The 26,163-nt window shown below is 58.6% G+C and carries 25 protein-coding genes and 3 tRNA genes; 4 read left to right on the top strand and 24 right to left on the bottom strand.

Annotated features, from left to right (window positions below; translation table 11 throughout):
• Window positions 1-2 precede the first annotated feature (2 nt).
• The 16 genes from nuoK to CRO62_RS23890 all read right to left on the bottom strand — a co-directional run bounded on the left by nuoK (window position 3) and on the right by CRO62_RS23890 (window position 11,772).
• Window positions 3-311 carry an NADH-quinone oxidoreductase subunit NuoK gene (nuoK, locus tag CRO62_RS23965; RefSeq protein WP_003496445.1) on the bottom strand — a complete coding sequence of 103 codons (309 nt, stop codon included), beginning with the start codon at window positions 309-311 and terminating at the stop codon, window positions 3-5.
• Between the two features lie 29 nt (window positions 312-340).
• Window positions 341-955 (bottom strand): NADH-quinone oxidoreductase subunit J, encoded by a 615-nt coding sequence (locus tag CRO62_RS23960; protein ID WP_003512680.1) that lies wholly within the window; start codon window positions 953-955, stop codon window positions 341-343.
• A gap of 141 nt (window positions 956-1,096) precedes the next feature.
• Window positions 1,097-1,588: an NADH-quinone oxidoreductase subunit NuoI gene (gene nuoI / locus CRO62_RS23955; RefSeq protein ID WP_003512679.1), complete on the bottom strand. Its 492-nt coding sequence runs from the start codon at window positions 1,586-1,588 to the stop codon at window positions 1,097-1,099.
• A 36-nt stretch (window positions 1,589-1,624) separates the two neighbouring features.
• Window positions 1,625-2,671 carry an NADH-quinone oxidoreductase subunit NuoH gene (nuoH, locus tag CRO62_RS23950; RefSeq protein WP_097102318.1) on the bottom strand — a complete coding sequence of 349 codons (1,047 nt, stop codon included), beginning with the start codon at window positions 2,669-2,671 and terminating at the stop codon, window positions 1,625-1,627.
• Window positions 2,672-2,683: 12 nt separating this feature from the next.
• The gene (nuoG, locus tag CRO62_RS23945) at window positions 2,684-4,765 is read right to left on the bottom strand and encodes an NADH-quinone oxidoreductase subunit NuoG (protein WP_097102316.1); all 2,082 of its coding nucleotides are present in this window, start codon (window positions 4,763-4,765) and stop codon (window positions 2,684-2,686) included.
• A gap of 156 nt (window positions 4,766-4,921) precedes the next feature.
• The gene (gene nuoF / locus CRO62_RS23940; RefSeq protein ID WP_003512673.1) at window positions 4,922-6,226 is read right to left on the bottom strand and encodes an NADH-quinone oxidoreductase subunit NuoF; all 1,305 of its coding nucleotides are present in this window, start codon (window positions 6,224-6,226) and stop codon (window positions 4,922-4,924) included.
• Between the two features lie 10 nt (window positions 6,227-6,236).
• Entirely contained in the window at window positions 6,237-7,346 is a 1,110-nt protein-coding gene (locus tag CRO62_RS23935; protein ID WP_097102314.1) for an NADH-quinone oxidoreductase subunit E, read from the bottom strand.
• A 16-nt stretch (window positions 7,347-7,362) separates the two neighbouring features.
• Complete coding sequence (locus CRO62_RS23930) at window positions 7,363-7,623, bottom strand: hypothetical protein (RefSeq protein WP_097102312.1); 261 nt, start codon at window positions 7,621-7,623, stop codon at window positions 7,363-7,365.
• Window positions 7,623-8,813, bottom strand: coding sequence for an NADH-quinone oxidoreductase subunit D (locus tag CRO62_RS23925; RefSeq protein WP_003512668.1), 1,191 nt, complete (start codon window positions 8,811-8,813; stop codon window positions 7,623-7,625). The genes CRO62_RS23930 and CRO62_RS23925 overlap by 1 nt, the downstream gene beginning before the upstream one ends.
• Before the next feature lies 1 nt (window position 8,814).
• Window positions 8,815-9,243, bottom strand: coding sequence for a GFA family protein (locus CRO62_RS23920; protein ID WP_097102310.1), 429 nt, complete (start codon window positions 9,241-9,243; stop codon window positions 8,815-8,817).
• Window positions 9,240-9,842 (bottom strand): NADH-quinone oxidoreductase subunit C, encoded by a 603-nt coding sequence (locus CRO62_RS23915; protein WP_003512657.1) that lies wholly within the window; start codon window positions 9,840-9,842, stop codon window positions 9,240-9,242. The genes CRO62_RS23920 and CRO62_RS23915 overlap by 4 nt, the downstream gene beginning before the upstream one ends.
• A 21-nt stretch (window positions 9,843-9,863) precedes the next feature.
• Window positions 9,864-10,448: a NuoB/complex I 20 kDa subunit family protein gene (locus tag CRO62_RS23910; RefSeq protein ID WP_097102308.1), complete on the bottom strand. Its 585-nt coding sequence runs from the start codon at window positions 10,446-10,448 to the stop codon at window positions 9,864-9,866.
• On the bottom strand, window positions 10,439-10,804 hold the full coding sequence (locus CRO62_RS23905) for an NADH-quinone oxidoreductase subunit A (protein WP_003512653.1): 366 nt from the start codon (window positions 10,802-10,804) through the stop codon (window positions 10,439-10,441). The genes CRO62_RS23910 and CRO62_RS23905 overlap by 10 nt, the downstream gene beginning before the upstream one ends.
• A 435-nt stretch (window positions 10,805-11,239) precedes the next feature.
• Window positions 11,240-11,316: transfer RNA gene (locus CRO62_RS23900), tRNA-Asp, on the bottom strand.
• 41 nt (window positions 11,317-11,357) lie between these two features.
• A tRNA-Asp gene (locus tag CRO62_RS23895) sits at window positions 11,358-11,434 on the bottom strand.
• An 89-nt stretch (window positions 11,435-11,523) separates the two neighbouring features.
• Window positions 11,524-11,772, bottom strand: a complete 249-nt coding sequence (locus tag CRO62_RS23890; protein WP_143539407.1) for a hypothetical protein — start codon at window positions 11,770-11,772, stop codon at window positions 11,524-11,526.
• Between the two features lie 109 nt (window positions 11,773-11,881).
• Here CRO62_RS23890 and CRO62_RS23885 point away from each other — a divergent pair.
• Both CRO62_RS23885 and CRO62_RS27270 read left to right on the top strand, forming a co-directional pair.
• Window positions 11,882-11,957: transfer RNA gene (locus tag CRO62_RS23885), tRNA-Val, on the top strand.
• Window positions 11,958-12,268: 311 nt separating this feature from the next.
• Complete coding sequence (locus CRO62_RS27270) at window positions 12,269-12,409, top strand: hypothetical protein (protein WP_003512649.1); 141 nt, start codon at window positions 12,269-12,271, stop codon at window positions 12,407-12,409.
• Between the two features lie 205 nt (window positions 12,410-12,614).
• Here the strand turns inward: CRO62_RS27270 and CRO62_RS23880 are convergent, their stop codons facing one another.
• The 5 genes from CRO62_RS23880 to clpP all read right to left on the bottom strand — a co-directional run bounded on the left by CRO62_RS23880 (window position 12,615) and on the right by clpP (window position 20,768).
• Window positions 12,615-14,813 carry an esterase-like activity of phytase family protein gene (locus CRO62_RS23880; RefSeq protein WP_097102304.1) on the bottom strand — a complete coding sequence of 733 codons (2,199 nt, stop codon included), beginning with the start codon at window positions 14,811-14,813 and terminating at the stop codon, window positions 12,615-12,617.
• 359 nt (window positions 14,814-15,172) lie between these two features.
• Entirely contained in the window at window positions 15,173-15,448 is a 276-nt protein-coding gene (gene hupB / locus CRO62_RS23875; RefSeq protein WP_003496481.1) for a DNA-binding protein HupB, read from the bottom strand.
• A gap of 288 nt (window positions 15,449-15,736) precedes the next feature.
• On the bottom strand, window positions 15,737-18,154 hold the full coding sequence (gene lon, locus CRO62_RS23870; protein WP_003512645.1) for an endopeptidase La: 2,418 nt from the start codon (window positions 18,152-18,154) through the stop codon (window positions 15,737-15,739).
• Window positions 18,155-18,566: 412 nt separating this feature from the next.
• The gene (gene clpX, locus CRO62_RS23860; RefSeq protein WP_003512644.1) at window positions 18,567-19,844 is read right to left on the bottom strand and encodes an ATP-dependent Clp protease ATP-binding subunit ClpX; all 1,278 of its coding nucleotides are present in this window, start codon (window positions 19,842-19,844) and stop codon (window positions 18,567-18,569) included.
• A 291-nt stretch (window positions 19,845-20,135) separates the two neighbouring features.
• Window positions 20,136-20,768, bottom strand: a complete 633-nt coding sequence (clpP, locus tag CRO62_RS23855) for an ATP-dependent Clp endopeptidase proteolytic subunit ClpP (protein ID WP_003496491.1) — start codon at window positions 20,766-20,768, stop codon at window positions 20,136-20,138.
• A gap of 457 nt (window positions 20,769-21,225) precedes the next feature.
• Here clpP and CRO62_RS23850 point away from each other — a divergent pair, with 457 nt between their 5' ends.
• Complete coding sequence (locus CRO62_RS23850; protein WP_097102302.1) at window positions 21,226-22,473, top strand: sensor domain-containing diguanylate cyclase; 1,248 nt, start codon at window positions 21,226-21,228, stop codon at window positions 22,471-22,473.
• A gap of 85 nt (window positions 22,474-22,558) precedes the next feature.
• Complete coding sequence (locus CRO62_RS23845; RefSeq protein WP_179784613.1) at window positions 22,559-23,812, top strand: cytochrome P450; 1,254 nt, start codon at window positions 22,559-22,561, stop codon at window positions 23,810-23,812.
• A 58-nt stretch (window positions 23,813-23,870) separates the two neighbouring features.
• Here the strand turns inward: CRO62_RS23845 and CRO62_RS23840 are convergent, their stop codons facing one another.
• The 3 genes from CRO62_RS23840 to CRO62_RS23830 form a co-directional block, all read right to left on the bottom strand.
• Window positions 23,871-24,239, bottom strand: a complete 369-nt coding sequence (locus CRO62_RS23840; protein WP_038490713.1) for a cupin domain-containing protein — start codon at window positions 24,237-24,239, stop codon at window positions 23,871-23,873.
• A gap of 15 nt (window positions 24,240-24,254) precedes the next feature.
• The gene (locus CRO62_RS23835) at window positions 24,255-25,538 is read right to left on the bottom strand and encodes an O-acetylhomoserine aminocarboxypropyltransferase (protein WP_097102300.1); all 1,284 of its coding nucleotides are present in this window, start codon (window positions 25,536-25,538) and stop codon (window positions 24,255-24,257) included.
• A gap of 73 nt (window positions 25,539-25,611) precedes the next feature.
• Window positions 25,612-26,046, bottom strand: coding sequence for a CoA-binding protein (locus CRO62_RS23830; protein WP_097102298.1), 435 nt, complete (start codon window positions 26,044-26,046; stop codon window positions 25,612-25,614).
• Window positions 26,047-26,163: the final 117 nt, after the last annotated feature.

Below are 26,163 nucleotides of genomic sequence, written 5' to 3'. Positions count from 1 at the left end.
TATCAGCCCTTCATCATATTGACGTCTTCGACAGCGATCGATCCGCGGTTGCGGTAGAAGACAACGAGTATTGCAAGACCGATGGCCGCTTCTGCGGCTGCGACGGTCAGAATGAACAGTGCGAAGACCTGGCCGACGATGTCGTTCAGGAAAGCCGAGAACGCCACCATGTTGATGTTGACCGCCAACAGGATGAGCTCGATCGACATGAGGATGACGATGACGTTCTTCCGGTTGAGGAAGATACCGAAGATGCCGATCGTGAAGAGGATCGCGCTGACCGTCAGGTAGTGGGAAAGACCGATTTCCATATTCTGTTTCCTTGGATCCGTTCGCGCCTTCAGATGCCCTGGCCCGGTTTGACCTTGACCGTGGTGACGGCGGTCTTCGGGTCACGGCCGACCTGCGTGGATATGTTCTGCCGCTTGATGTCGGTGCGGTGACGCAGCGTCAGCACGATGGCGCCGATCATGGCCACCAGCAGCACGAGACCGGCAAGCTGGAAGAAGTAGACGTAATTGGTATAGAGCACGTCGCCCAGCGCGGCCGTATTGGTGCGCACGGCCGGTGACGGGATCGGCATGGTAATCGATTTGGCCGCCTGCGGGTTGAGCACGCTGCCGCCGACCACGACGATCAGTTCAGCCGCGAGGATGATACCGATCAGCGCACCGATCGGCGCATATTGCAGCACGCCGGAGCGCAGCTCCGCAAAATCTACATCCAGCATCATGACGACGAAGAGGAAGAGTACCGCCACCGCACCGACATAAACGACGAGCAGGATCATGGCGAGGAATTCGGCCCCCGTCAGCAGGAACAGCGCGGCTGCGTTGAAGAAGGTCAAAATCAGAAACAGCACCGAATGAACAGGGTTCTTCGATGCGATGACCATGAACGCAGACGCCACGGCGACGAAAGCGAATATATAAAAGAATACAGCGTGCAGACCCATGTTGGTGCCTTCTTGTCCTCATCCGGGCAAAGACCGCGCAACCGCGCGCTCTACCCGTTTCGTCCCCGCCGGCGATAACCGTGCAGGCTCTTTTACTCTTTCTTCGCTTCCCGGGGTCTCCCCCGGAAAGACGGTTGCGCCTTAACGGTAAGGCGCATCCAGTGCGAGGTTGCGCGCGATTTCACGCTCCCAGCGGTCGCCATTGTCGAGAAGCCTCTGCTTGTCGAAATAAAGCTCCTCGCGGGTTTCCGTCGCGAATTCGAAGTTCGGGCCTTCGACGATGGCATCCACCGGGCAGGCTTCCTGGCAGAAACCGCAATAGATGCACTTCACCATGTCGATGTCGTAACGCACCGTGCGGCGGGTGCCGTCATTGCGGCGCGGACCGGCTTCGATGGTGATCGCCTGAGCGGGACAGATCGCCTCACACAGCTTGCAGGCGATGCAGCGCTCTTCACCGTTCGGATAACGGCGCAGCGCATGCTCGCCGCGGAAGCGCGGAGACACCGGGCCCTTTTCAAAAGGATAATTCACCGTGGCCTTCTGCTTGAAGAAGTGGCGCATCGTCAGGAAGATCGCACCGACGAACTCCTTGAGGAACAGTGAATTGACGGCTTGGGAAAGGCTTGCCATCTCAAACTCCAGATTTCTGAGCGAGGAGTACGGACATCAACCGGCCCACCCCGTCAGCTTCAATACGAATGCAACAATAACGACCATGGCGAGCGACAGCGGCAGGAACACCTTCCAGCCAAGGCGCATGAGCTGGTCATAGCGGTAACGCGGAACGAAGGCCTTCACCAGAGCGATCATGAAGAAAACCATGCAGCCCTTGAGCGCGAACCAGACAATGCCCGGAATCCAGTTCAGGAACCACACATCCACGATAGGCAGCCAGCCACCGAGGAACAGGATCGTCGTCAGGCAGCAGATCAGGACGATCGCAGCATATTCGCCGAGCATGAACATCATGTAAGGCGTCGAGCCATATTCGACCATGTGACCGGCAACCAGTTCCGACTCCGCTTCCGGAAGGTCGAAGGGCGGACGGTTGGTTTCGGCAAGGCCCGAGATGAAGAACACGATGAACATCGGGAACAGCGACAGCCAGTGCCAGTCGAGGAACGAAGCCGGCAGACCGACCATCGTGCCGAGGCCGGTACGCTGCGCCAGAACGATATCCGTGAGGTTGAGCGAGCCGACGCACAGAAGCACGGTGACGATGACGAGGCCGATCGACACTTCGTAGGACACCATCTGCGCCGCGGAACGAAGCGCGCCGAGGAAAGGGTACTTCGAGTTCGAAGCCCAGCCGCCCATGATGATGCCGTACACTTCAAGCGAGGAAATCGCGAAAATGTAGAGAATGCCGACATTGATATTGGCAACGACCCAGCCATCGGCGAAGGGGATGACCGCGTAGGTGGCGAGCGCCAGCGTCACGGCAACCAGCGGCGCCAGAAGGAAGACCGCCTTGTTGGCACCCGCCGGAATGACGGGTTCCTTCAGGATGAATTTCAAAAGGTCGGCGAAGGACTGGAACAGACCAAAGGGGCCGACGACGTTGGGACCACGGCGCAACTGCACGGCTGCCCAGACCTTGCGGTCGGCAAGCAGAAGGAAGGCGATGGCAACCAGAAGGCAAACGAGAAGCAGCAGGGACTGGCCGACCATGATCAGCGCGGGCCAGACGTAGCTCCAGAAAAACGATTCCATAATCCCCTACCCTTACTCTGCCGCAGCCTGGAAATTGTTGCGGGCCAATGCGGAACACTCGGCCATGACGGCGGATGCGCGCGCAATCGGGTTCGTCAAATAAAAGTCTTTTACCGGCGAGGCAAACGCCGACTTGTTGAGGTTGCCCGCGCGAGCGGCAAGTGCCTCGACATCCGCGCCGTTGCCGGCAACGATCTCATCGGTTTCCGCCAGATGCGGATGCGCGACATAAAGCTGGCCGCGCAGCGCCGACAGCGAATCGAACGGCAGCTTCTTGCCGAGCACGTCGGAAAGAGCACGCAGGATCGCCCAGTCTTCACGGGCCTCGCCCGGTGCGAAACCGGCGCGGTTGCCCACCTGAACGCGGCCTTCGGTGTTGACCCAGATACCGGATTTTTCGGTATAGGCCGCACCCGGAAGGATGACGTCGGCGTTCATCGCGCCATGATCGCCGTGGCTGCCGATATAGACGGTGAACTTGGCGCCCTTGTTCGATAGGTCGATTTCATCGGCGCCGAGCAGGAAGAGAACGTCCATGGACGTTACCATTTCGGCAGCAGCAACACCGCCCTCGCCCGGCACGAAGCCGATGTCGAGACCACCGACGCGGGCGGCGGCAGTGTGAAGCACCGAGAAGCCGTTCCACTCTTCGCTGATTGCGCCAACCGAAACGGCAAGCTTCGCAGCGGCAGCAAGGACAGCTGCGCCATCGGCGCGCGCCAGAGCGCCCTGGCCGATGATGATCAGCGGGTTCTTGGCGGACTTCAGCTTCTCAACGAAGCTGTGAGAGCCATTGGCGAGATCCGAAAGCGTTTCCGCGCCGGAGCCGAGATATTCGTAGTTGTAGCGCAGCTCACCGGCTTCGCCGATCACGCCGATCGGGAAACCACCGCGACGCCAGCGCTTGCGGATACGTGCATTGAGCACGGCCGCTTCGTAACGCGGGTTGGCGCCGACGATCAGCAGCGCATCAGCGTGCTCGATGCCTTCGATTGTGGAATTGAACAGGTAGCTGGCGCGACCCAAAGACGGATCAAGCGCTGCGCCATCCTGACGGCAATCGACATTGGCCGAGCCGAGCGACGCCAGAAGCGACTTCAGCGCGAACATTTCCTCGACGGAAGCAAGGTCACCGGCGATCGCGCCGATCTTGCTGCCGCTGGTTGCGGCAACCGCCTGCTTGATAGCGCCGAAGGCCTCGCCCCAGCTTGCGGGCTGCAGACGGCCATCCTTGCGCACGTAAGGGCGGTCGAGACGCTGCGTCTTCAGGCCATCCCAGATGAAGCGGCTCTTGTCGGAGATCCACTCTTCGTTGATTGCCTCGTTGACACGCGGCATGACGCGCATGACTTCGCGGCCACGGGTATCGACGCGGATTGCCGAACCGAGAGCGTCCATCACGTCGATGGTTTCGGTCTTGTTCAGTTCCCACGGACGTGCAGTGAAAGCGAAAGGCTTGGAGGTGAGCGCACCGACCGGGCAAAGATCGACGACGTTGCCCTGAAGCTCGGAGGTCATCGCCTGCTCGAGATAGGTGGTGATTTCAGCGTCCTCGCCGCGGCCGATGAGGCCGAGTTCGGCGATGCCGGCAACTTCCGTGGTGAAACGGACGCAGCGCGTGCAGTGGATGCAGCGGTTCATCACCGTCTTGACGAGCGGGCCGATATATTTGTCTTCAACCGCACGCTTGTTTTCCGCGTAGCGCGAACCGGCAATACCGAAGGCCATGGCCTGGTCCTGCAGGTCACATTCGCCGCCCTGGTCGCAGATCGGGCAATCGAGCGGGTGGTTGATGAGAAGGAACTCCATCACGCCTTCGCGGGCCTTCTTGACCATCGGCGTGTTGGTGAAAACCTCGGGCAATTCGCCATTCGGGCCGCCGCGAACGTCGCGCACGCCCATGGCGCAGGATGCGGCGGGCTTGGGCGGTCCGCCCTTCACCTCGATGAGACACATGCGGCAGTTACCCGCGACCGACAAGCGCTCATGAAAACAAAAGCGCGGAACTTCAGCACCAGCCTCCTCGCACGCCTGCAACAGCGTGAAATGATCCGGAACCTCGATCTCTTTACCGTCAACCTTGAGCTTTGCCATGGTTCTACTTACGTCCTGTTGCCTGTTCGTCCCGTGTCTCTCACACGGTCCGCAACAAATCCTTAATCGCGCCCGACACTTCATCTCGTCGGCCAGGCGCTTCATGGTTTTCCGGCGCCGGGATCATCCCCGCGCCGCATGCAAACTGCGAAAAGCTTATTCGGCAGCTTCCAGAACAGCGCCATCATCCATGGCCCTGTAGGTATATTGGTCGATGCGCTTTTCGATTTCCGGACGGAAATTGCGGATCAGCGCCTGTACCGGCCATGCGGCGGCGTCGCCGAGCGCACAGATGGTGTGGCCTTCGATCTGCTTCGTCACTTCGAACAGCATGTCGATTTCGCGCTTCTGCGCGTTGCCCTTCACCATGCGTTCCAGCACGCGCCACATCCAGCCGGTGCCTTCACGGCACGGCGTGCACTGGCCGCAGCTTTCATGCTTGAAGAACGCCGCGATGCGGGCGATCGCCTTGATGACGTCGGTGGACTTGTCCATGACGATCATGCCGCCGGTGCCGAAGGACGACTTCACTTCGCGCATGCCGTCGAAGTCCATGATGGCGTCCTTCATGTCCTCACCGCGCACGATGGGGCAGGATGCGCCGCCGGGGATGACGCCAAGCAGATTGTCCCAGCCGCCGCGAATGCCACCGCAATGGTGTTCGATCAGCTCACGGAAGGACAGGCCCAGCGCATCTTCGAAGGTGCATGGACGCTCGACATGGCCGGAGACCATGAACAGCTTGGTGCCGACATTGTTCGGACGGCCGATAGACGAGAACCATGCCGCACCTCGGCGCAGAATGGTTGGAGCGACGGCGATGGATTCGACGTTGTTGACGGTCGTCGGGCAACCGTAAAGACCCATATTGGCCGGGAACGGCGGCTTCAGGCGCGGCTGGCCCTTCTTGCCCTCGAGGCTTTCGAGCAGTGCCGTCTCTTCGCCGCAGATATAGGCCCCTGCGCCGTGATGGACGTAGATGTCGAAATCCCAGCCGTTCTTGTTGTTCTTGCCGAGCAGGCCGGCATCGTAACATTCGTCGATGGCCGCCTGAAGCGCCTCACGCTCGCGCATATATTCGCCGCGCACGTAGATATAGGCGGTGTGTGCACCCATGGCGAAACCGGCGATCACGCAGCCTTCGATCAGCGTATGCGGATCGTTGCGAAGGATTTCGCGGTCCTTGCAGGTGCCGGGCTCGGATTCGTCGGCGTTGACCACGAGATAATGCGGACGGCCGTCGCTTTCCTTGGGCATGAAGGACCACTTGAGACCCGTCGGGAAGCCTGCTCCGCCGCGACCGCGAAGGCCGGAAGCCTTCATCTCATTGATGATCCAGTCACGACCCTTTTCGATGATCTGCTTGGTGCCATCCCAGTGGCCGCGCGCCCTCACGCCCTTCAGGGACTTGTCCTTGAGGCCGTAGAGATTGGTAAAGATGCGATCCTGATCTTTTAACATGCTTCACCCTTTACCGCGGCTTCTTGCCGAAGACCCTGATATACTCGGCTTCGCCACCCTTGGCGAGCGCCTCGGCCTGCTTGATCCACTCATCGCGTTCGATGCGGCCCTTGAAATTCAGATAACCGTCCACCCAGTCGCACTCGGCCTTCTTCCAGCCGGCAATCTGCGCATAGGTGAAGATACCGAGCTCGTTAAGCGTGCCTTCGATCTTCGGGCCAACGCCTGAAATGAGTTTCAGGTCATCGGGCGCAGCGGGCTTTTCAATGCCTGCCGGACGGTCGGCCGACTCAAGCGACGGTCTGGACGCTGTCGCTTCCTTGCCTGCCGATTGCTGTTCCCCTGCCTTTGCGTTTTCCGCAGCAGCCTTGGGCTCGTTCGCAGGCGTCTTCAGCTTCGGATCGGTTTCCGGCGCGTCCGTCTTCGGCTTTGCAGTATTCGAAGGCAGAACGGGTGCTGCTTCCGCCGGAGCTTCGGCAGGCTTGTCGAGATTGGAGCGATCTGGCTTGATCTCTTCCGTCAGCGTCGTCAGGCCGCCAACGGGCACCGACTGGTGACGGTCGATCTGGGGACCTGTCTTGACCGTGTCGCCCTTGCCTGCCTCGAACGTGTCGATGATCTCTTCTAGGCGCTCGGGCGTCAGATCCTCATAGGCATCCTTGAAGATGATGACCATCGGCGCATTGACGCAGGCGCCCTGACATTCCACTTCTTCCCAGGACAGCGTGCCGCTCTCGTTGGTGTGCAGCGGATCGTGGTGGATCTTCTTGCGGCAGACATCCATCAGCGCTTCCGAACCGCGCAGCATGCAGGGCGTGGTGCCGCAAACCTGAACATGGGCGCGTGTGCCGACGGGCTTCAGCTGGAACTGGGTGTAGAAGGTCGCCACTTCCATGACGCGGATATAGGCCATATCCAGCATGTCGGCGATTTTTTCGATGGCGGCGCGGGTAACCCAGCCGTCCTGCTCCTGCGCACGCATGAGCAGCGGGATAACCGCCGATTGCTGGCGTCCCTCCGGATATTTCTGGATCGTCTTTTCCGCCCATGCGGTGTTATCCGCATTAAAGGCAAACGCCACGGGCTGGAACTGATCTTCGGCTAGTCGACGAACGGACATACTTCCTCACGCCTTTTCAGTTTAACGTCTCACAACGCGATCTCGCCACCGTGACGAATTCGCAGGCATAAGCCGCCTTGTCTTTCTGCATGAACACGATGAACTTGCTGCCATTGGGAACCGAGGCCTTGATCTCGTATCCCGATGACAGAAGCTGCTTGATGGTGGAACCACCGCTGCCTGACAGCGAAACGCTCCCCTCGTCCGTCGCCGTCTGGGCGAGAACGGAGGTCGACATCGCAGCAAGAACAGCCAAGATGGCCAGCGGCAGACGCATCAGCGGTCGACCTCCCCGAACACGATGTCGAGGGAGCCGAGCACGGCTGTAACGTCGGCAAGCTGATGGCCCTTGCACAGGAAATCCATCGCCTGCAAATGTGCATAACCCGGCGCGCGGATCTTGCAGCGGTAGGGCTTGTTCGAACCATCGGCGACCACGTAGACGCCGAACTCGCCCTTCGGCGCTTCGACGGCGGCGTAAACTTCGCCGGCCGGAACGTGATAGCCTTCGGTATAGAGCTTGAAGTGATGGATAAGAGCTTCCATCGAACGCTTCATCTCACCGCGCTTGGGCGGAACCACCTTGCCATCCAGCGAGGAGACCGGGCCGATGCGGTGCTTGCCGGAGAGAAGATCGACGCACTGCTTCATGATCTTCACCGATTCGCGCATTTCCTGCATGCGGATCAGGTAACGGTCATAGCAGTCACCGTTCTTGCCGACGGGGATATCGAACTCCAGATCGGAATAGCACTCGTAGGGCTGCGCGCGACGCAAATCCCAGGCAGCACCCGAACCGCGCACCATGACGCCCGTGAAACCCCAGGCAAAGGCGTCTTCAAGCGAGACGACGCCGATATCGACGTTACGCTGCTTGTAGATGCGGTTGTCGGTCAACAGGCCTTCGATATTGTCGAGAACGGTAATGAAGGGATCGCACCATTTGCCGATGTCTTCCACCAGCTCCGGCGGCAGATCCTGATGCACGCCGCCCGGACGGACATAGGCCGAGTGCATGCGGGCGCCACAGGCGCGCTCATAGAACACCATCAGCTTTTCACGTTCCTCGAAGCCCCAGACCGGCGGCGTCATTGCGCCGACGTCCATGGCCTGAGTCGTCACGTTCATGATGTGCGACAGGATACGGCCGATTTCCGAATAAAGCACGCGGATCAATTGGCCGCGCATAGGGATTTCGAGGCCGAGAAGCTTTTCGACGGCGAGCGCGAAAGCGTGTTCCTGGTTCATCGGCGCGACGTAGTCGAGACGGTCGAAATAAGGCACGGCCTGAAGGTAGGTTTTGGTCTCGATCAGCTTTTCAGTACCGCGATGCAGAAGACCGATATGCGGATCGACGCGCTCGACGATTTCGCCGTCCAGTTCCAGAACCAGACGCAGCACGCCGTGCGCGGAAGGGTGTTCCGGACCGAAGTTGATCGTGAAATTGCGGACGTTATGCTCAGTCATTCTAGTGCTCCGCCGAGGTGATCATGGCGATGAATTCGGGGCCGGTCATGTTCTGCGTTGTTTGCGCGAAGGAATAGCTCGAAGGCTTCTCATCCGTGAAAATCTGCGACGCAAAATGGAAACTGGAAGGGTTGTCGAAAGCCTGCAACGAGACGGCAAAATGCTTGCCATCTCTGGAGCGCCACATCAGCGTGCTGCCGCAATTCTTACAGAAGCAGCGCTCGCCCCATTCCGACGAGGTATAAACACCGAAATGTTCCTCGTTCTCGATGGCGACGTCAGCGCATTCGACAGCCAGAAACGTACCGCCGGACCAGCGGCGGCACATCGAGCAATGGCAAACGCCGAATTCGCGGGCGCCGATGCTGGCATTGAAGCCAACGGCGCCGCAAAGACATTGTCCGTGCTCTGTCGCGGGGGCTTCGCTCATTGCTTGGCCTTTTCATCACCCGGGAGAACATAGTCAGTCCCCTCCCAGGGAGAGAGGAAATCGAAATTGCGGAATTCCTGCTTCAGTTCGACCGGTTCATAGAGAACGCGCTTCAGAACGTCATCGTAGCGTACTTCCACAAAGCCGGTAACCGGAAAATCCTTGCGCAGCGGATGACCTTCGAAACCGTAATCGGTGAGGATTCGGCGAAGGTCCGCATGGCCCTCGAAAGGAATGCCGTACATATCCCAGGCTTCGCGTTCGAACCAGTCGGCACCCATGTAAACGGAGGTTGCCGAGGGAACGCCCTCGTCTTCCGCCACCTGCAGCTTGATGCGCACGCGCAGATTCTGGCGTGGCGACAAGAGGTGATAGACGACGTCGAAACGCTTCTCGCGCTGCGGCCAGTCGACGCCGCAAATATCGATGATGTTGACGAAACCGCACTGCACATCGTCACGCAGGAACGTCAAAAGCGCGATAACGCTTTCCGTCGTCGTGTTCAGCGTCAGCTCGCCATAGGCGATATCGGCCGAAACCACGAGGGAACCACGCGCTTCCTTAACGTAAGCAGCAAGATCGTTTAGAGCTTCGCTCATTCCTTAATCCGTCCTTTGCCCTTAGCGCTCGATCGTACCGGTACGCCGGATCTTCTTCTGCAGCAGAAGCACGCCGTAAAGCAGCGCCTCCGCCGTGGGGGGACAGCCCGGAACGTAGATATCCACCGGCACTACTCGGTCGCAGCCGCGCACGACGGCGTAGGAATAATGGTAATAGCCGCCGCCATTGGCGCAGGAGCCCATGGAGATGACGTAACGCGGCTCAGGCATCTGGTCATAGACCTTGCGCAGTGCCGGCGCCATCTTGTTGGTCAGCGTTCCCGCGACGATCATCACGTCCGACTGGCGCGGCGAGGCGCGCGGGGCGACACCGAAGCGCTCCATGTCGTAACGCGGGCCGGAAGCCTGCATCAGACCCTCGACGGCGCAGCAGGCAAGACCGAACTGCATCCACATCAGGGAGCCGGTACGCGCCCAGGTGATCAGCTCGTCGGTCGAGGTGACGAGAAAGCCCTTGTCGGCCAGCTCGTCGTTGATTTCCGTGAAGTAGGCATCGTTACTGCCGACAGGCTTGCCGGTGGCGGGATCAACGATCCCCTTCGGCTGCGGCGCAACGAGCGTGCTGTTGTTCTGGCTCATGCCCATTCCAGCGCTCCCTTCTTCCACTCATAGATAAAGCCGATGGTGAGAACGGCGAGGAACACCATCATAGACCAGAAACCGAACCAGCCCATATCACCGAAGGACACAGCCCAGGGAAACAGGAAGGCGACTTCAAGGTCGAAGATGATGAAGAGAATGGACACCAGATAAAACCGGATATCGAACTTCATGCGGGCGTCGTCGAAGGCATTGAAACCGCACTCGAAAGCGGAGAGCTTTTCCGGGTCCGGCGCCTTATAAGCGACAGCGAAAGGCGCGATGAGAAGCGCCAGGCCAATGACAAGAGCGATACCGATAAAGATTGCGATCGGAATATAGGAACTGAGGAGTTCAGTCATGGTCTCTTCCCTGTCCGGCCGGGTGCCGGACCTGCCTTTGCGACTGAAAGTCTAAAGGCGCACAAATATGTTGCAACGCCAAAGTGGTTAGCGCAGCCGCGCTCTCTCTGCAAGAGTTTAGGCACCATTTCAAGACACCTGCCGCATTGATTGGCAACAATATTGCCGGAATTGACGCAAATTTGGGCCACAATTCCGGGCTAAGCCCCTCAAATACAATAATAATCGATTGAACGACGCAACCGCAAAAAAGTCACACGAATTTTACGTCAAAATGGCAGCGAAGTGACGATCTCTCGATATCGAAACTTGACTAAAAACAGCAGGAAAAACCGCGCTCGCAAATGCCGGAAACAGACGCTGAAATAGCCATTGCCGAGATGGCAGGACGATGCCTGCTTGCTTCGTTCGGGAGTGTCATTTCGGTGAGAGAAATGGCGCGAGTGACGGGGCTCGAACCCGCGACCTCCGGCGTGACAGGCCGGCACTCTAACCGACTGAGCTACACCCGCGCTCCACAGACATTCGTCTGCGTTTTTCCCGAGGAACAGGATGGCGCGAGTGACGGGGCTCGAACCCGCGACCTCCGGCGTGACAGGCCGGCACTCTAACCAACTGAGCTACACCCGCTTATCCTGACCGACAAGACCTTAGTCTCGCCGTACGAACCAGCCTCGGCTGTTCGTTGAGCGGCTAACTACGGCGTTCGTGCGGGGGTGTCAAGCAGGTTTCACGACAAAAGAATAAGCTTCTTCATTTTGATCGGAAAAAACTGAAAGGCCTTTGGCCGGCATTGCAGCGAATGCCCTGTTTTCCGGGCTTTTCCCAACAAAAACAAAAAACTTGTCCACAGCCGGGGCGTCCGTAACGCGATTCCAGCATACCGCCAAAGGTAACGGCCGGGCGTTGTTTTTATCGAAAAGCCCGCAGTTCCCGGCTTTTTGCCGATCACCTCTGGCAATGGGCAAAGCTGTCCGGAAAAAAAACAAAAAAACTTCACAAAAGCCCTTGCGGTTTTTTTCCGATCCGAATACATCACGGCCACCGACGCGGCAGACACGATCTGCAAGACGCGAAGGGCGATTAGCTCAGTTGGTAGAGCGCCTCGTTTACACCGAGGATGTCGGGAGTTCGAGTCTCTCATCGCCCACCATTTTCCAGCTTCTTCAAATTGTTCGCATTACCAAGCCGAAACTGTTTCGGATGTCGGTGCGTTTCGCCGTAAACTTCCGGCATTGGGAATCAGGGCCCCTGCCCCCGATTCTGTAGACGATCGCGGCCTTGGGCTGGTGGAGCGGCTTTTCCGGCTTGAGCCTATGCCAGATCGGCACTTCTGTTCCACATTCATACAGGCCGGCTCCAATAGGTGTGCCACCCCGCAACATACCGAAAAATAAGCAGATTCAGACTTTTTAAAGAGATTTCATGCATTGTTTCCGAGCCGTTTCATGATGAACGGTATAAATGATGGATGAAACCATGTCGGTCGACGCGTTTGTAACACTCGCGCTTATTGCGCTGCCTGTTTATATTTTTTTCCGCTGGGTCCAGCAGGACTCAGAAAAAGACAGCACTCCCAAAAGCAAGAATTCCATGGGGCGGTGATCTCTAGCGATCTGGTCCACTGCACATTCATGGAAGTCCTCCGGATAACACCCTCGATCATGCGATAGCGACGCGACCATGCCGGTTTTAACGGCTGGTATGCGACTCATCGTGGGAATCGGCATTCTCCAGATCGGGGTTTCTTCCGCCGCACAAAAAAGCCGGGCTATGCCCGGCTTTTCTCATTTGCGATTCTTTGGAGCGATCAGTTGATCGCCTTCAGATCAACGGTAAAGAACAGCGTTTCGCCGGAAGATCCGTCGACGCCGTCATTGTCAGTGACGGCATAGGCCGTTCCTGCCTTGTCGAAGGTGAAGCCTTCCAGCTTGTCAACGGTATAGCCATTCGTCTGAGCCTTGAGGTCCGGCAGGAAATCATGTGCTTCCTGCTTGGCCACCAGCGGCAGTTCGCCACCGATCTTGCCCGGCTTCAGGTCAGCGATCGCGACGCGGTAGAGCTTCTTGATCTTGGCCCTGTCACCGACCTGATTGTCGCGCTCGACGATATAGACATAGTCGCCCTGTGCGGTGATTTCAGAAAGGCCGACCCAGCCTGCCTCGGTCTTGTCGAGCGGGTAACGCACGGCGCCCCATTCCTTGGACTTCGGATTGTAGGAGACGAGCTTGACGAAACCCTTCTCGTCCGTGCCCCATTCGCGCTGTACGGCCATCCACAGCGTCGCGTCGTCGCCCTTGCCGATCATGGTCACGCCTTCGAAACCGAAGCGGGTTTCGCCAGCCAGCAGTTCCTTCGGCAAAGCGATCTCGGCCTTGATCTCGCCCTTGGCGCTGACGTTGTAGAGCGCGTGGGGCACGAGCTTGGCACTGTCGCCTTCCGAGGCCAGCCAGAAGCCGCCCTTACCGTCAAGCGTAATGCCTTCGATGTCGAGTTTCTGGGCTGCGATACCGTCGCGCTTGATGCGCAGGACGCTGGTGATGGTGGCGGGCTTCTTCGTTGCATCGATGGTGTAGATCGACGGCTGGTTGCTGTAGACCGAGTCGGATACGGCATAGAGGATGCCAGGCTTTTCAGCATCGCCCACCAGACCGGAGAGAGCGCCCCAGCCGATCGGTGCGCCGTCAACGGTGGCGGAAGCGAGCTGCGGGTAGGCAATCTGGCCTTCTGCTCGTTCATAGATCATGACATGCGAGCGAGCGCCGCCATCTTCGACGAGATCGGCTTCGTTGGCAGTGACGAGAAGATTGCGCGACGGAATGGCGACGGCGCCTTCCGGCGAAATGCCCGAGGGCAGAAGCTGGACCAGTTCCGGCGTGCCGCCCGTATCCTTGTAGACCGCAGCGAGAGACGCGCGCTCGGCAAGAACGAAGAAGTACTTCTGGCCATCGAAGGTTGCCGCTTCCAGACCTTCCGGCTCGATGCCCTTGGCCTTGGAGCGCTTTTCCGGATAGTGGCCGATGCTGGCGGCAGCGTGCTCAAGGGTGGCACCGGCTTCATAAAGAAGCTTGCCGGTCTTGTCGAAAATGGTGAAGCCGCGCGCGCCGCCCTGCCAGTCACCCTCATTGGCGATGACGATGCGGTCATTGTCCAGCCACTTCACGGCATCTGGCTCACGCTTGCGGCCTTCCTGCTTGTCGGTGAACTTGATCTGGCCGTCCGTCTTCGTGTCGACGCCTTCCAGATCAACCGTGCCGGCGGAGAAATGCGTCTTTACCGTACCGGTCTTGCCGTCGATGATGACGATGTGGTTGTTTTCCTGCAGCGTGAGCGCGATCTCGCCATTGGCATTGATCGAGACGAATTCCGGCTCCGGATCTTCCGGGGAGATTTCGGCAAGGCCGGTCACGTCGATCTTCTTCAGCGTCGCGCAGTCAGCAACACCGTTCTTCAGACCGACCGTCACCAGATAACCGGCGGGCATCTGTGGCAGAGCGCCTTCGTTCACCTCTTCATCGCGTTCGTTTTCGATCGCGATGGCGGCGAAGGTCTTGTCTGGGGAAATTGCGACAGAATCTGGCTGGCCGCCGAGATCGCAGCTCGCTTCAATCTTCTTGGTGGCGATATCGACCGTCACCAGCTTGCCGGACGGCTTGGCGCGGTTTTCGGACGTGTTGACACCGGCCAGAACCTTGGCGCCAGCAACGGCAACCGAGGTCGGTTCGCCCTCCAGCAGCAACGCGCCGCCAGCCTTGGGTGCCTTCGCGTCGGTGATGTCAACGAAACCAATGCCGCCAAGCGGGCTGTCCGAATAGATCAGCGTCTTACCGTCTTCGCTGGCGGTTACGATTTCAGCTGAAGTGACGGCCTTCGCGTCCTTGTCCGCCGGCAGGTTCTTTACGACCGGGAAAGATGCGATGCGGTTGAAAACCGGCTCGGCAGCAGCCGGAAAGGCCGCGGACGTGAGCAGAGCAGCAGTCAAAGCCATCTGAGAAAGTCGGAACGCCATTATAAATCCCCCTTGGATCCAAAAAAACACCCTATGGCTTCTGCGTCAGAGACATGACAGCGGCATGACATTTCCTGCCGGAGGAATCAAAAAGCCCGACCATGAAGGCCGGGCTTTCCTGTTCGTGCGCACATTCCGCGTATCGGAGCGCTGTGTGACCGGATGGAGGCTACACAGGCGCGCTCTCCTACTTTCAAGTACATCTTGCCGGTTCGAAAAAATGGGCTATCCGAAAAAGCATTTCGAAAAGCCGTCCGGTTTTCGTGCCGGCATGATGGCGTCAGGGCGTCAAAACATGTTTCCTCGTGAACCTGAAAAGCCGCCCGCCCGCCGCCGGACGTCACGGCCTTTCGGAAACCTTACGAGTTGACGGCGTCCTTCAGGCCCTTGCCTGCGGAAAACTTCGGTACGTTGCGAGCCGGGATATCGACTTCAGCACCCGTGGAAGGGTTACGACCCTTGGAGGCTTCACGACGGCTTACGGAGAAGCTGCCGAAGCCAGCGAGACGGATGTCGCCACCGCTCTTCAGTTCGTTCTGTACGGTTTCGAATACGGCATCAACAGCGGAAGCAGCATCTGCCTTCGTGAGACCAGCCTTTTCGGCAACAGCAGAGACGAGCTCGTTCTTGTTCATGTTTCCACCCCTTTCAATGGTTTGAAACGACTCAAATTAAGCCGGCGCAGAATACGTCTGTATCCGCGCGCAGCAACTCAAAAGCGCTGGAATCGCCTGAAAAACAAGGGGTCTGCGGGGTTTTTCACAAAAAAGGCCGACATTTCTGCCGGCCTTTCCCTTAAACGTGCCAATTTCGCACCAGTTCTGCGAGCATCAAAGAAGCATCGCGCCTTTCGGCATCTAACACATTGAATCTATGCACAGGTGTCGCGAAAACCGATTCTGGCTTTCACAACGACGTGGCAATCAATGTGCGATCGTCTGTCCGCCCTCGTCGACACCGTCGACAGTTGCGATAACAGGCGTTTCGATGCTGCCGTCCCACTCGATTGGCTCGGGCATGCGAAGCAGCGCGTGCTTGATGACCTCACCCATGCGCGAAACCGGGATGATCTCCATCTCGTTCTTCACATTATCAGGAATATCCGCCAGGTCCTTGGCGTTTTCTTCCGGGATGAGCACCTTCTTGATGCCACCGCGAAGCGCCGCAAGCAGCTTTTCCTTCAGGCCGCCGATCGGCAGCACGCGACCACGAAGCGTGATCTCGCCCGTCATCGCCACATCCTTGGAGACCGGGATACCGGTCATGATGGAGACGATGGCGGTTGCCATGGCAACACCGGCAGACGGTCCGTCCTTCGGGGTAGCCCCTTCCGGAACGTGAACGTGGATGTCGCTCTTGTCGAAACGCGGCGGTTCGATGCCGAAGTCCACGGCGCGCGAGCGGACATAGGATGCCGCTGCCGAAATGGATTCCTTCATCACTTCCTTGAGGTTGCCGGTGACCGTCATGCGGCCCTTGCCCGGCATCATCACGCCTTCGATGGTGAGCAACTCACCGCCGACTTCCGTCCATGCCAGACCGGTGACAACACCAACCTGATCCTCACGCTCGGCCTCGCCGTGGCGGAACCGCGGAACGCCCAGATAATCCGGGACATTGGCTGCGGTGACTTCCACGGACTTGACCTTGCCCTTGATGATCTCAGTCACGGCCTTTCGCGCAAGCTTCATCAACTCGCGCTCGAAGCTGCGCACGCCCGCCTCGCGGGTGTACTGCTGGATCACGATCATCAGAGCGTCATCGCTGACCGAGAACTCTTCCGGACGCAGGGCATGTTCCTTGATCGCCTTCGGCAGCAGGTGACGCTTGGCGATTTCACGCTTTTCGTCCTCCGTGTAACCGGCGATGCGGATCACTTCCATACGGTCCATCAGGGGACCTGGAATGTTCAGCGTGTTGGCCGTGGTCACGAACATCACGTCGGACAGGTCGTATTCCACTTCGAGGTAGTGGTCCATGAAGGTGGAGTTCTGTTCCGGATCGAGCACCTCCAGCAAAGCCGACGACGGGTCGCCGCGGAAGTCCATGCCCATCTTGTCGATCTCATCGAGCAGGAAGAGCGGATTGGACTTCTTGGCCTTCTTCATCGACTGAACGATCTTGCCCGGCATGGAGCCGATATAGGTACGGCGGTGACCGCGGATTTCCGCCTCGTCACGCACACCACCCAGCGCCATACGCACATATTCGCGGCCGGTCGCCTTGGCGATCGACTTGGCAAGCGAGGTCTTGCCGACGCCGGGAGGACCGACGAGGCACAGGATCGGGCCACGGATCTTCGAAGCGCGCGCCTGCACGGCCAGATATTCAACGATGCGTTCCTTGACCTTGTCCAGACCGAAATGATCCTGATCGAGGACCGCCTCGGCGCTGTTGAGATCAACCTTGACCTTCGACTTCTTGCCCCAGGGCAGGCTGAGCAGCCAGTCCAGATAGTTGCGCACGACAGTCGCTTCCGCAGACATCGGGCTCATCTGGCGAAGCTTCTTCATTTCCGCCTCGGCCTTGTCCTTGGCCTCCTTGGAAAGCTTGGTCTTGGCAATGCGCTCTTCCAGTTCGGCCATCTCGTCACGGCCGTCCTCGCCGTCGCCGAGCTCCTTCTGGATCGCCTTCATCTGTTCGTTCAGATAATATTCGCGCTGCGTCTTCTCCATCTGGCGCTTGACGCGCGAGCGGATACGCTTCTCGACCTGAAGTACGGAAATTTCGCCTTCCATGAAGCCGAGCGCTTTTTCAAGCCGCTGCTTCACGCTGACGGTTTCCAGCATTTCCTGCTTTTCGGTGATCTTGATCGACAGGTGCGAAGCAACCGTATCGGCCAGCTTCGAATAATCGTCGATCTGGCCGGCAGCGCCGACAACCTCGGGCGAAATCTTCTTGTTGAGCTTCACATAGCTTTCGAATTCCGAAACGACGGAACGCGACAGCGCCTCGATCTCAACCGGGTCTTCCGCAGGCTCCTGCAGCGGCGTCGCAGACGCTTCGTAGAAATCCTCGCGGTCAGTATAGGCCTCGATCTGGGCGCGGCCCTTGCCTTCCACAAGCACCTTCACGGTGCCGTCGGGCAGCTTCAGCAGCTGGAGAACGTTGGCAACCGTGCCGACCTTGTGGATGGCTTCCGGGGACGGATCGTCATCGCTGGCGTTGATCTGGGTAACAAGCATGATCTGCTTGTCCGAGCCCATGACCTCTTCGAGAGCGCGAATGGATTTTTCCCGCCCGACGAACAGGGGAACGATCATATGCGGGAAAACGACAATGTCGCGCAGGGGAAGTACCGGATAGATACCGCCGGATGCCGCAGACGTGATGTTCGTCATATCATTTCCTTTCATGGTCCCTTTCAGGACACTTTGCCTGACGTCTTGGGGCGTCCGGCATATTCATTTCTCGAGACTGAAAGTGGAGTTTCGAAACGCCGATTTCAAGTCACCGGAAGAGACGACCCCGCGCAACGGCACGGCCGTAAAATTCAAACAAATACAGCGCCGGCTATTACTCCCGACATTTCCGGTTATCCCACAGGATCAGGAACCGGGTCGCCGACGGTAATTCACATTTCCGTCATATCGCGCTGCAAATCAGTTTTAAGACTTTATCAGCAAAGCGCAATCCGCTCCAAACGCAAAATCGGGTTACTCCAAGTTAGCGGCAAGTTTCGCACCTGCCACAACAGAAAAGGCCCGCACGAGTGCGGGCCTTTTGAATTCATCAAAGCGTCGGATCGGTCAATCAAGCCGAAACATTGGCCTTTTCTTCCTGACGATCCGCATAGATGTAGAGCGGGCGAGCGATGCCGCTGACGACATCGTTGGAGATCACCACTTCGCGCACGCCTTCCAGCGTCGGCAGTTCGAACATGGTATCCAGAAGGATCTTTTCCATGATCGAGCGCAGACCGCGGGCACCCGTCTTGCGGGTAATCGCCCGGCGGGCAATCTCGCGCAACGCGTCCTCGTGGAAGGTCAGTTCCACATCTTCCATCTCGAACAGACGCTGGTACTGCTTGACCAGCGCGTTCTTCGGCTCAGACAGGATCTGGATCAGCGCATCCTCATCAAGGTCCTCCAGCGTCGCCAGAACCGGCAGACGGCCGATGAATTCCGGAATGAGACCGAATTTCACCAGATCTTCCGGCTCCAGTTCGCGCAGCACCTCGCCAACGCGGCGATCATCTTCCGCCTTGACGGTCGCACCGAAGCCGATCGAGGTCTTTTCGCCTCTGGCCGAGATGATCTTGTCCAGGCCGGCAAACGCGCCGCCGCAGATGAAGAGAATGTTGGTCGTATCCACCTGCAGGAATTCCTGCTGCGGATGCTTGCGGCCGCCCTGCGGCGGAACGGAAGCGACCGTGCCTTCCATGATCTTCAGAAGCGCCTGCTGAACGCCCTCGCCCGACACGTCACGCGTGATGGACGGGTTGTCCGACTTGCGGGAAATCTTGTCGACTTCGTCGATATAGACGATGCCGCGCTGGGCGCGCTCGACATTGTAATCCGCAGCCTGCAACAGCTTCAGGATGATGTTTTCCACGTCCTCGCCGACATAACCGGCTTCGGTCAGCGTCGTTGCGTCCGCCATTGTGAAAGGAACGTCGATGATGCGGGCGAGCGTCTGGGCAAGATAGGTCTTGCCGCAACCCGTCGGACCGACGAGCATGATGTTCGACTTCGCAAGCTCGACATCGCCATTCTTGGAGGCGTGCGCGAGGCGCTTGTAATGGTTGTGAACGGCCACCGACAGGATCTTTTTCGCCTGCTTCTGGCCGATGACGTATTCGTCGAGGATCTTGATGATGTCCTGCGGGGTGGGAACACCCTCGCGCGACTTCACCATCGACGTCTTGTTCTCCTCGCGGATGATGTCCATGCACAATTCGACGCATTCATCGCAGATGAATACCGTCGGTCCGGCAATGAGTTTCCGGACTTCGTGCTGGCTCTTGCCGCAGAATGAACAATAGAGTGTATTCTTAGAGTCGCCGCCGTTGCTGCCGCTGACTTTGCTCATATCACTTTCCTTCCAGCACGCCGCAGGTCCGCCAAACGGATCGCGGTCAACTTACCGCCCGCCGATACGGCCGCCCTTGGGTGCATCGCCGTATCCGCCTCGTTTCCCGGGGTACTAACCGGTATCAGATACATGAGCTGACAACCGGCTGCAACGAATTCCCCATCAAACCAAAGGCCACGTCATAAAAATTCAACACAGCCTTTATATATACTAATATCGCTTTCTGTTGCGGTTGAAAGCCCCGAAATTACTTTGCGGGGTTAAACAACCGTCAAAAAGCGTCGCGCCTTAATTCGCGGCGGCGCCTTCCATTTCCTGGCGCGAGGTGAGGATCTTGTCGATCACACCCCAATCCTTGGCCTCGTCGGCATCCATGAAGTGGTCGCGATCAAGGGTTTTTTCAACCTCTTCCAGCGTACGGCCGGTGTGCTTCACGTAGACTTCATTAAGGCGACGCTTCATTTTGATGATGTCGCGGGCGTGACGCTCGATATCCGAAGCCTGACCCTGGAAGCCGCCGGAGGGCTGATGCACCATGATGCGGGCGTTCGGAGTTGCGAAACGCATTCCCTTTTCGCCAGCGGCCAGAAGCAGCGAGCCCATGGATGCGGCCTGGCCGACGCAAAGCGTCGAAACGGCAGGGCGGATGAACTGCATCGTATCGTAGATGGCCATGCCGGCGGTCACGACGCCACCCGGCGAATTGATGTAGAGCGCGATTTCCTTCTTCGGGTTTTCAGCCTCGAGGAAAAGCAGCTGCGCGCAGACGAGCGAGGCCATCTGGTCTTCCACCGGTCCGGTGAGGAAAATGATGCGTTCCTTGAGAAGACGGGAAAATATGTCATAGGAGCGTTCGCCGCGATTGGTCTGCTCTACGACCATCGGCACCAGAGCCATGGCGGTATCAACTGGATTTTTCATGTCCGTCCTTTGTCAAACTCTGCCCTTCGCGGAAAACCGCTCCGGAATCACTTCTAACCTTCGTTCTCCCTACATAGAGTGTCCCTGCCCGGTACTTCAAGACACGAAGCCGCATATCCTTAACGGCTCAACAGCGTTTGCGGGCGTTTTCCACCCGCGGGGTAACGGCTATGGACAAGCCGATGCCAGCCGGACCATTCTCCGTCGCCCGCATTATTTTTTTAACAGGAGCAAACCGCAAACGCAAAAACCGGTGTGTTGCCCAGATATAACTTCTCACTGGCAAGAACTCGTTAGGTATTTGCGGCTGATACTACGTCCGCGAATTTCCGGTTTCCCGTCAGGGGGCGGGAGCCTCTTTTGAGGCGAAATGGCATCTCCACCAATTCGGCGGGCATTGCGCACATCGTGCCGCGAACCCGCTTTTACGGCATGATAGCGCAGATAGGATTTTGCAATGCTGGATGCAAAGACGGGCATGCTGCTTTGGGCGTCGGAAACGCTCACGCTCGCTCTCCTGTTGGGAACCCTGTGGCTGCACCGCCCTGCCCGCCGGCACAATATCTATTTCGCCGCCGGTTTCGCCGCCACCAGCGTCGGCACGGTGATGGTGGCGCTGCGCGGCGATATTCCCAACTTCCTGTCAATCGAGGTCGGTAACGCTCTTGCCCTTTCGGCTTTCAGCTTCTGGCTTGCCGGTCTCCTGTCTTTCGAACAGCGCAAGCCCGCCGGCTGGATCGCCATTCCGGCACTTTTATGGGTGGCAGGCATGTTCATTACCCCCGTGCGTGAAAGCATGGTCTCGCGCATCCTGCTCTATCACGCCTGTGCGGCCACCGGTTATTTCATGCTGGCCGGCGTACTTCTGGCCAGCAAGGCACGCGCGTCGCTCAGCCGCAAGGTGCTGGCGGCCATCTTCATCCTGCAGTCGTTTTGCGGGGCTCTGGTGGCATCCATCGTCATTCCCATCAATGTCGCCTCCCCCAACGCCATTCCGCTGACGGCGGCGCTCGCCTTTTCAGGCATTCTCGGTTTCACCGTCATCGTCATGCTCAGCGCCAAGATCATCATGGAAGACACCGAAATCCGCCTGCACCGGCTGGCCATGACCGACCATCTGACCGGCGTCCTCAACCGGCGCGGTCTTATGGAAGAGTTCGAACACATCAAAAAAAGGTCACCCGCCTCCAGCCGCTATGTGGCGCTGGTGCTGTTCGACATCGACCATTTCAAGAAGATCAACGACAAATACGGCCATCAGTCGGGCGACGCGGTGCTCGTGCATTTTTGCAATATGGCGCAGCGGGTCATCGGTGAGCGCGGCCTGTTCGTCAGGATGGGCGGCGAAGAATTCGCGCTCGTCGCCGAAGTGGAAAGCCCCTCCAGCACCGTGACGCTTGCGGAAGCCATCCGCAGCAATCTGCGCCTTTCGAAGATCAGCGCACGTGGCGAAAACATCGAGGTCACGACCAGCGTCGGCATATCCGAAGCCATGATCAAGGACGCGGACCTGAGCGTGATGATGACGGAGGCCGACCGTGCGCTTTACGCGGCCAAGAAGGCCGGCCGCAACCGGACCGTGATCCACGTCAATTCAGCCAATGTCGTCGTCCCCTCTCCGGACCGGAACGAAAACCCGATGGACAACAATGCCAACCGGCAGGTTGCGGCGCTGAACCGGATAGCGGCCATCGCCAACCGGTGACAAAGTAACCACTCAGTGACATGCGGATAAACACATGGAACGGCATTTTCACGCCCTTCCCAAAGTGCGGCGCGCGGAATAAACCATGGACATGACAGCGACATTTCCCTTTCTCAAAATCGATCCCGCCACGCGTCGTGTTTCACTCGATGCACGCAATCCGGCTTTCTACAACGATCCGAACCCGGTCTATGCTGCCCTGCATGCCCAATGTCCCACTTTCTATTGGGAAGAGCAGAAGCAGTGGTTTTTCACCGAATACGACCATGTCAGCGCCCTCCTGCGCGACCGCCGGTTTGGACGGCAGATCCTGCATGTCGCGAGCCGCGAGGAGATCGGTCTGGCAGAGCCGCTCGAGCATGTGAAGCATTTCGACGCCGCCGAGCAGCATTCGCTTCTGGAACTGGAGCCGCCGGAACACACGCGGCTGCGCACCCTTATCAACCGCGCCTTCGTTTCGCGGCATGTCGACAAGATGAAGCCGGAAATAGAGGAACTCGCCAACCGGCTGATCGACGCCTTCGAACGAAACGGCGAGACGGAACTGCTCTCTTCCTATGCCGATATAATCCCCGTCACGATGATCGCGCGCATGATCGGCATTCCCGAGGAAATGGGGCCGCAGCTTCTGAAATGGTCACATGCCTATGTCGGCATGTACATGTTCAAGCGCACGCCCGAGGACGAGCTTCTGGCCGACAAGGCCGCACATGAGTTTTCAGACTATGTGCGCAGTGTGATCGCGGAGCGCCGGGCGGAGCCGAAAGACGATCTGCTGAGCCACATGATCCATACGGAGCACAAGGGTCAGTATCTGACCGACGACGAGCTGATCTCGACCACCATCGTTCTGTTGAACGCCGGGCACGAGGCGACGGTGCACCAGATCGGCAATTCCGTGCGCATCATTCTGGAAAGCGGCATTTCGCCTGACATACTTTTCCACGACGAGACGGCAACGGAACGCACGGTGGAAGAAACACTGCGTATCTGCGCGCCCGTCCATATTTTCCAGCGCTGGGTTCTGGAGCCGGTCGAGATCGATGGCGTGGAATTCAAACGCGGCGACAAGGTCAGCCTCATTCTAGCGGCGGCCAATCTCGATCCGGCCAAGTTTTCCGATCCCCTGGCATTCAGGCCGGACCGGAACGAAGGCGCCAACGTCTCCTTCGGCGCCGGCATCCATTTCTGCATTGGCGCGCCGCTGGCGAGGCTGGAGCTGAACCTAGCCTTGCCGCTGCTTTTCAAGCGACTGCCGGGCCTGAAGATTGCCGAGCCGCCGAGGGTCAAGGACGTCTATCACTTCCATGGCCTCGAACGGCTCGATCTCAGCTGGTGACAGCCACGCCGGGAACAACCTTTATCCCGGCGATGGACCTATAAAAGTCATCCGGTCCCTACAACCGGATGACATAATCCTTGCGGGTCGTTTCGACGACCTCCCAGGTTCCCTTGAAGCCCGGCCGCAGCACCAGCCTGTCGCCCGGTTTCAGGTCGCGCGGGGATCCGCCATCCTCGGTCAGGATCGAGTGACCCTCGAGAATGTTGAAATATTCCCATTCGTCATAGACCACCCGCCATTTGCCGGGCGTCGACTGCCAGATGCCGGCATAGATGCCACCGGGCGCTTCCTCCAGATTCCACGTGGTGAATTTGGGGTCGCCGGAAATCAGCCTTTCCGGCGCGGGTGCACTGTGCTCCACCTCCGCCTCGACATCACCGGCCGTAGCAGTCCGTGTATCTTCGAATGCGAGAAAATTCGTCATGACGACCCCGGTCTCTCAGAGCTTCGCAAGCGATTGTTCGAGATCGGCGATGATGTCCTTGACATCCTCGATGCCGATCGAGAGTCGCACGACATCCGGTCCGGCACCCGCCGCCGTCTGCTGTTCCGGCGTCAGCTGCGCATGTGTCGTGGAAGCCGGGTGGATGACGAGAGAGCGGGTATCGCCGATATTGGCGAGATGGGAGAAGAGTTGCAGACCTTCCACCAGCGCCTTGCCGGCTGCATAACCGCCCTTGATGCCGAAGGTGAAGACGGAACCCGCGCCCTTTGGCGAATAATGCTGCTGGATTGCGTAGTTGTCGCTATCCTCAAGCCCGGCATAATGCACCCAGCCGACCTTAGGGTGCGCCTTCAGCCATTTGGCGACGGCCAGCGCATTGTCGGAGTGGCGCTGAACGCGCAGCGGCAGGGTCTCTATGCCTGTGAGGATGAGGAAGGCATTGAAGGGTGAGATCGCAGGGCCGAGATCGCGTAAGCCAAGAACGCGGCAGGCAATCGCGAAGGCGAAATTGCCGAAGGTCTGGTGCAGCACGACGCCGGAATATTCCGGGCGGGGCTGCGACAGCGACGGATATTTATCCGTGGCCGACCAGTCGAAAGTGCCGCCATCGACGATGATGCCACCCATGGAATTACCATGGCCGCCGAGGAATTTCGTCAACGAATGCAATACGATATCCGCGCCATGTTCCAGCGGCCGCAACAGATAGGGGCTTGCCATGGTGTTGTCGACGATGAGCGGCAGGCCGTGACGATGGGCGACATCGGCAATCGCGGCGATATCCACGAATGTGCCGCCCGGGTTGGCGAGGCTTTCGATGAAGATGGCGCGTGTGCGGTGGTCGATCTGCCGTTCGAAACTTGCCGGATCAGCCGCATCGGCCCAGCGCACCTGCCAGTCGAAACCCTTGAAGGCGTGGCCGAACTGGTTGATGGAGCCGCCATAAAGCTGGCGTGCCGCGACGAAATTGTCGCCGTGTTGCAGTAATGTGTGGAAGACCAGCAATTGCGCGGCGTGACCGGATGCGACGGCAAGTGCCGCCGTGCCGCCTTCAAGCGCTGCGACACGCTCCTCCAGAACCGCCTGGGTGGGGTTCATGATGCGCGTGTAGATATTGCCGAACTCTTTTAATCCGAACAACGCGGCGGCGTGATCGGAGTCACGGAAGGCATAGGCCGTTGTCTGGTAGATCGGCGTCGCGCGCGCACCGGTGGTCGGATCGGGCTGTGCGCCCGCGTGCACGGCCAACGTTGAGAACCCGGGATTGCTGCTCGGCATGATGTTTCCTCCAATGATATTTTGGAGGGATCATAATGCCTTGCCGCCAAATGATAAGTCCAATCCGTACCAACTATCGCACAATATTGAGACGCGGATACTCAATTGCGGGGCAACGGTCCATCACCACGTTCATGCCGTAGGCCTCGGCCTTGGCCGCCGCATTGTCGTCTCTGACCGAAAGCTGGCCCCAGATCACCGATGGCCGCTGCGGCAGCAATATCGCCTCTTCGACAATTGCCGACAAATATTCCGGCGCCCGGAACACATCGACCATATCAACGGGTTCGGGAATGTCGGCAAGCCGCGCATAAACCTTCTGCCCCAAGATCTCCTTGCCCGCCTGACCGGGATTGACCGGAAACACGCGGTAACCCTTGGACAGCAGAAAGCGCATGACGCCGTGGCTCGGCCGATCCGGATTGGGAGAGGCGCCAAGCAGGGCGATGGTCGTGACATCCGTCAGAATTTTTCTGAGGTAATCCGGTTCGTAGGTATCATGCTGCATGTCAACTTTTCCCTATACCATATCGCGCGGTTCAAGGACCTCATGCGCCGGCTCGACGCTCAATGGCCCAGCGAGAATTGCCTCTCCCGCATAAATCCGCGGACGAGCTTTTCGCAC

Origin of the sequence: Rhizobium sp. AN6A (assembly GCF_900215635.1) — a bacterium.
Lineage (GTDB): Bacteria > Pseudomonadota > Alphaproteobacteria > Rhizobiales > Rhizobiaceae > Agrobacterium > Agrobacterium tumefaciens.
This window is presented reverse-complemented; position numbering and strand designations above follow the sequence as displayed.

Excerpts from the sequence above, each read along its gene's own strand:
- CRO62_RS23925 (WP_003512668.1), bottom strand. The coding sequence starts at position 8,813 with ATGACTGAGCATAACGTCCGCAATTTCACGATCAACTTCGGTCCGGAA.
- nuoG (WP_097102316.1), bottom strand. The coding sequence starts at position 4,765 with ATGGCAAAGCTCAAGGTTGACGGTAAAGAGATCGAGGTTCCGGATCAT.
- CRO62_RS23845 (WP_179784613.1), top strand. The coding sequence starts at position 22,559 with ATGGACATGACAGCGACATTTCCCTTTCTCAAAATCGATCCCGCCACG.
- hupB (WP_003496481.1), bottom strand. The coding sequence starts at position 15,448 with ATGAACAAGAACGAGCTCGTCTCTGCTGTTGCCGAAAAGGCTGGTCTC.
- CRO62_RS23930 (WP_097102312.1), bottom strand. The coding sequence starts at position 7,623 with ATGCGTCTGCCGCTGGCCATCTTGGCTGTTCTTGCTGCGATGTCGACC.
- nuoI (WP_003512679.1), bottom strand. The coding sequence starts at position 1,588 with ATGGCAAGCCTTTCCCAAGCCGTCAATTCACTGTTCCTCAAGGAGTTC.
- nuoK (WP_003496445.1), bottom strand. The coding sequence starts at position 311 with ATGGAAATCGGTCTTTCCCACTACCTGACGGTCAGCGCGATCCTCTTC.
- clpP (WP_003496491.1), bottom strand. The coding sequence starts at position 20,768 with ATGAAAAATCCAGTTGATACCGCCATGGCTCTGGTGCCGATGGTCGTA.
- CRO62_RS23840 (WP_038490713.1), bottom strand. The coding sequence starts at position 24,239 with ATGACGAATTTTCTCGCATTCGAAGATACACGGACTGCTACGGCCGGT.
- CRO62_RS23920 (WP_097102310.1), bottom strand. The coding sequence starts at position 9,243 with ATGAGCGAAGCCCCCGCGACAGAGCACGGACAATGTCTTTGCGGCGCC.
- CRO62_RS23910 (WP_097102308.1), bottom strand. The coding sequence starts at position 10,448 with ATGGGCATGAGCCAGAACAACAGCACGCTCGTTGCGCCGCAGCCGAAG.
- CRO62_RS23850 (WP_097102302.1), top strand. The coding sequence starts at position 21,226 with ATGCTGGATGCAAAGACGGGCATGCTGCTTTGGGCGTCGGAAACGCTC.
- clpX (WP_003512644.1), bottom strand. The coding sequence starts at position 19,844 with ATGAGCAAAGTCAGCGGCAGCAACGGCGGCGACTCTAAGAATACACTC.
- CRO62_RS23835 (WP_097102300.1), bottom strand. The coding sequence starts at position 25,538 with ATGCCGAGCAGCAATCCCGGGTTCTCAACGTTGGCCGTGCACGCGGGC.
- CRO62_RS23960 (WP_003512680.1), bottom strand. The coding sequence starts at position 955 with ATGGGTCTGCACGCTGTATTCTTTTATATATTCGCTTTCGTCGCCGTG.
- nuoH (WP_097102318.1), bottom strand. The coding sequence starts at position 2,671 with ATGGAATCGTTTTTCTGGAGCTACGTCTGGCCCGCGCTGATCATGGTC.
- nuoF (WP_003512673.1), bottom strand. The coding sequence starts at position 6,226 with ATGTTAAAAGATCAGGATCGCATCTTTACCAATCTCTACGGCCTCAAG.
- lon (WP_003512645.1), bottom strand. The coding sequence starts at position 18,154 with ATGACGAACATCACGTCTGCGGCATCCGGCGGTATCTATCCGGTACTT.
- CRO62_RS27270 (WP_003512649.1), top strand. The coding sequence starts at position 12,269 with ATGATGGATGAAACCATGTCGGTCGACGCGTTTGTAACACTCGCGCTT.
- CRO62_RS23830 (WP_097102298.1), bottom strand. The coding sequence starts at position 26,046 with ATGCAGCATGATACCTACGAACCGGATTACCTCAGAAAAATTCTGACG.
- CRO62_RS23880 (WP_097102304.1), bottom strand. The coding sequence starts at position 14,813 with ATGGCGTTCCGACTTTCTCAGATGGCTTTGACTGCTGCTCTGCTCACG.
- CRO62_RS23935 (WP_097102314.1), bottom strand. The coding sequence starts at position 7,346 with ATGTCCGTTCGTCGACTAGCCGAAGATCAGTTCCAGCCCGTGGCGTTT.
- CRO62_RS23905 (WP_003512653.1), bottom strand. The coding sequence starts at position 10,804 with ATGACTGAACTCCTCAGTTCCTATATTCCGATCGCAATCTTTATCGGT.
- CRO62_RS23915 (WP_003512657.1), bottom strand. The coding sequence starts at position 9,842 with ATGAGCGAAGCTCTAAACGATCTTGCTGCTTACGTTAAGGAAGCGCGT.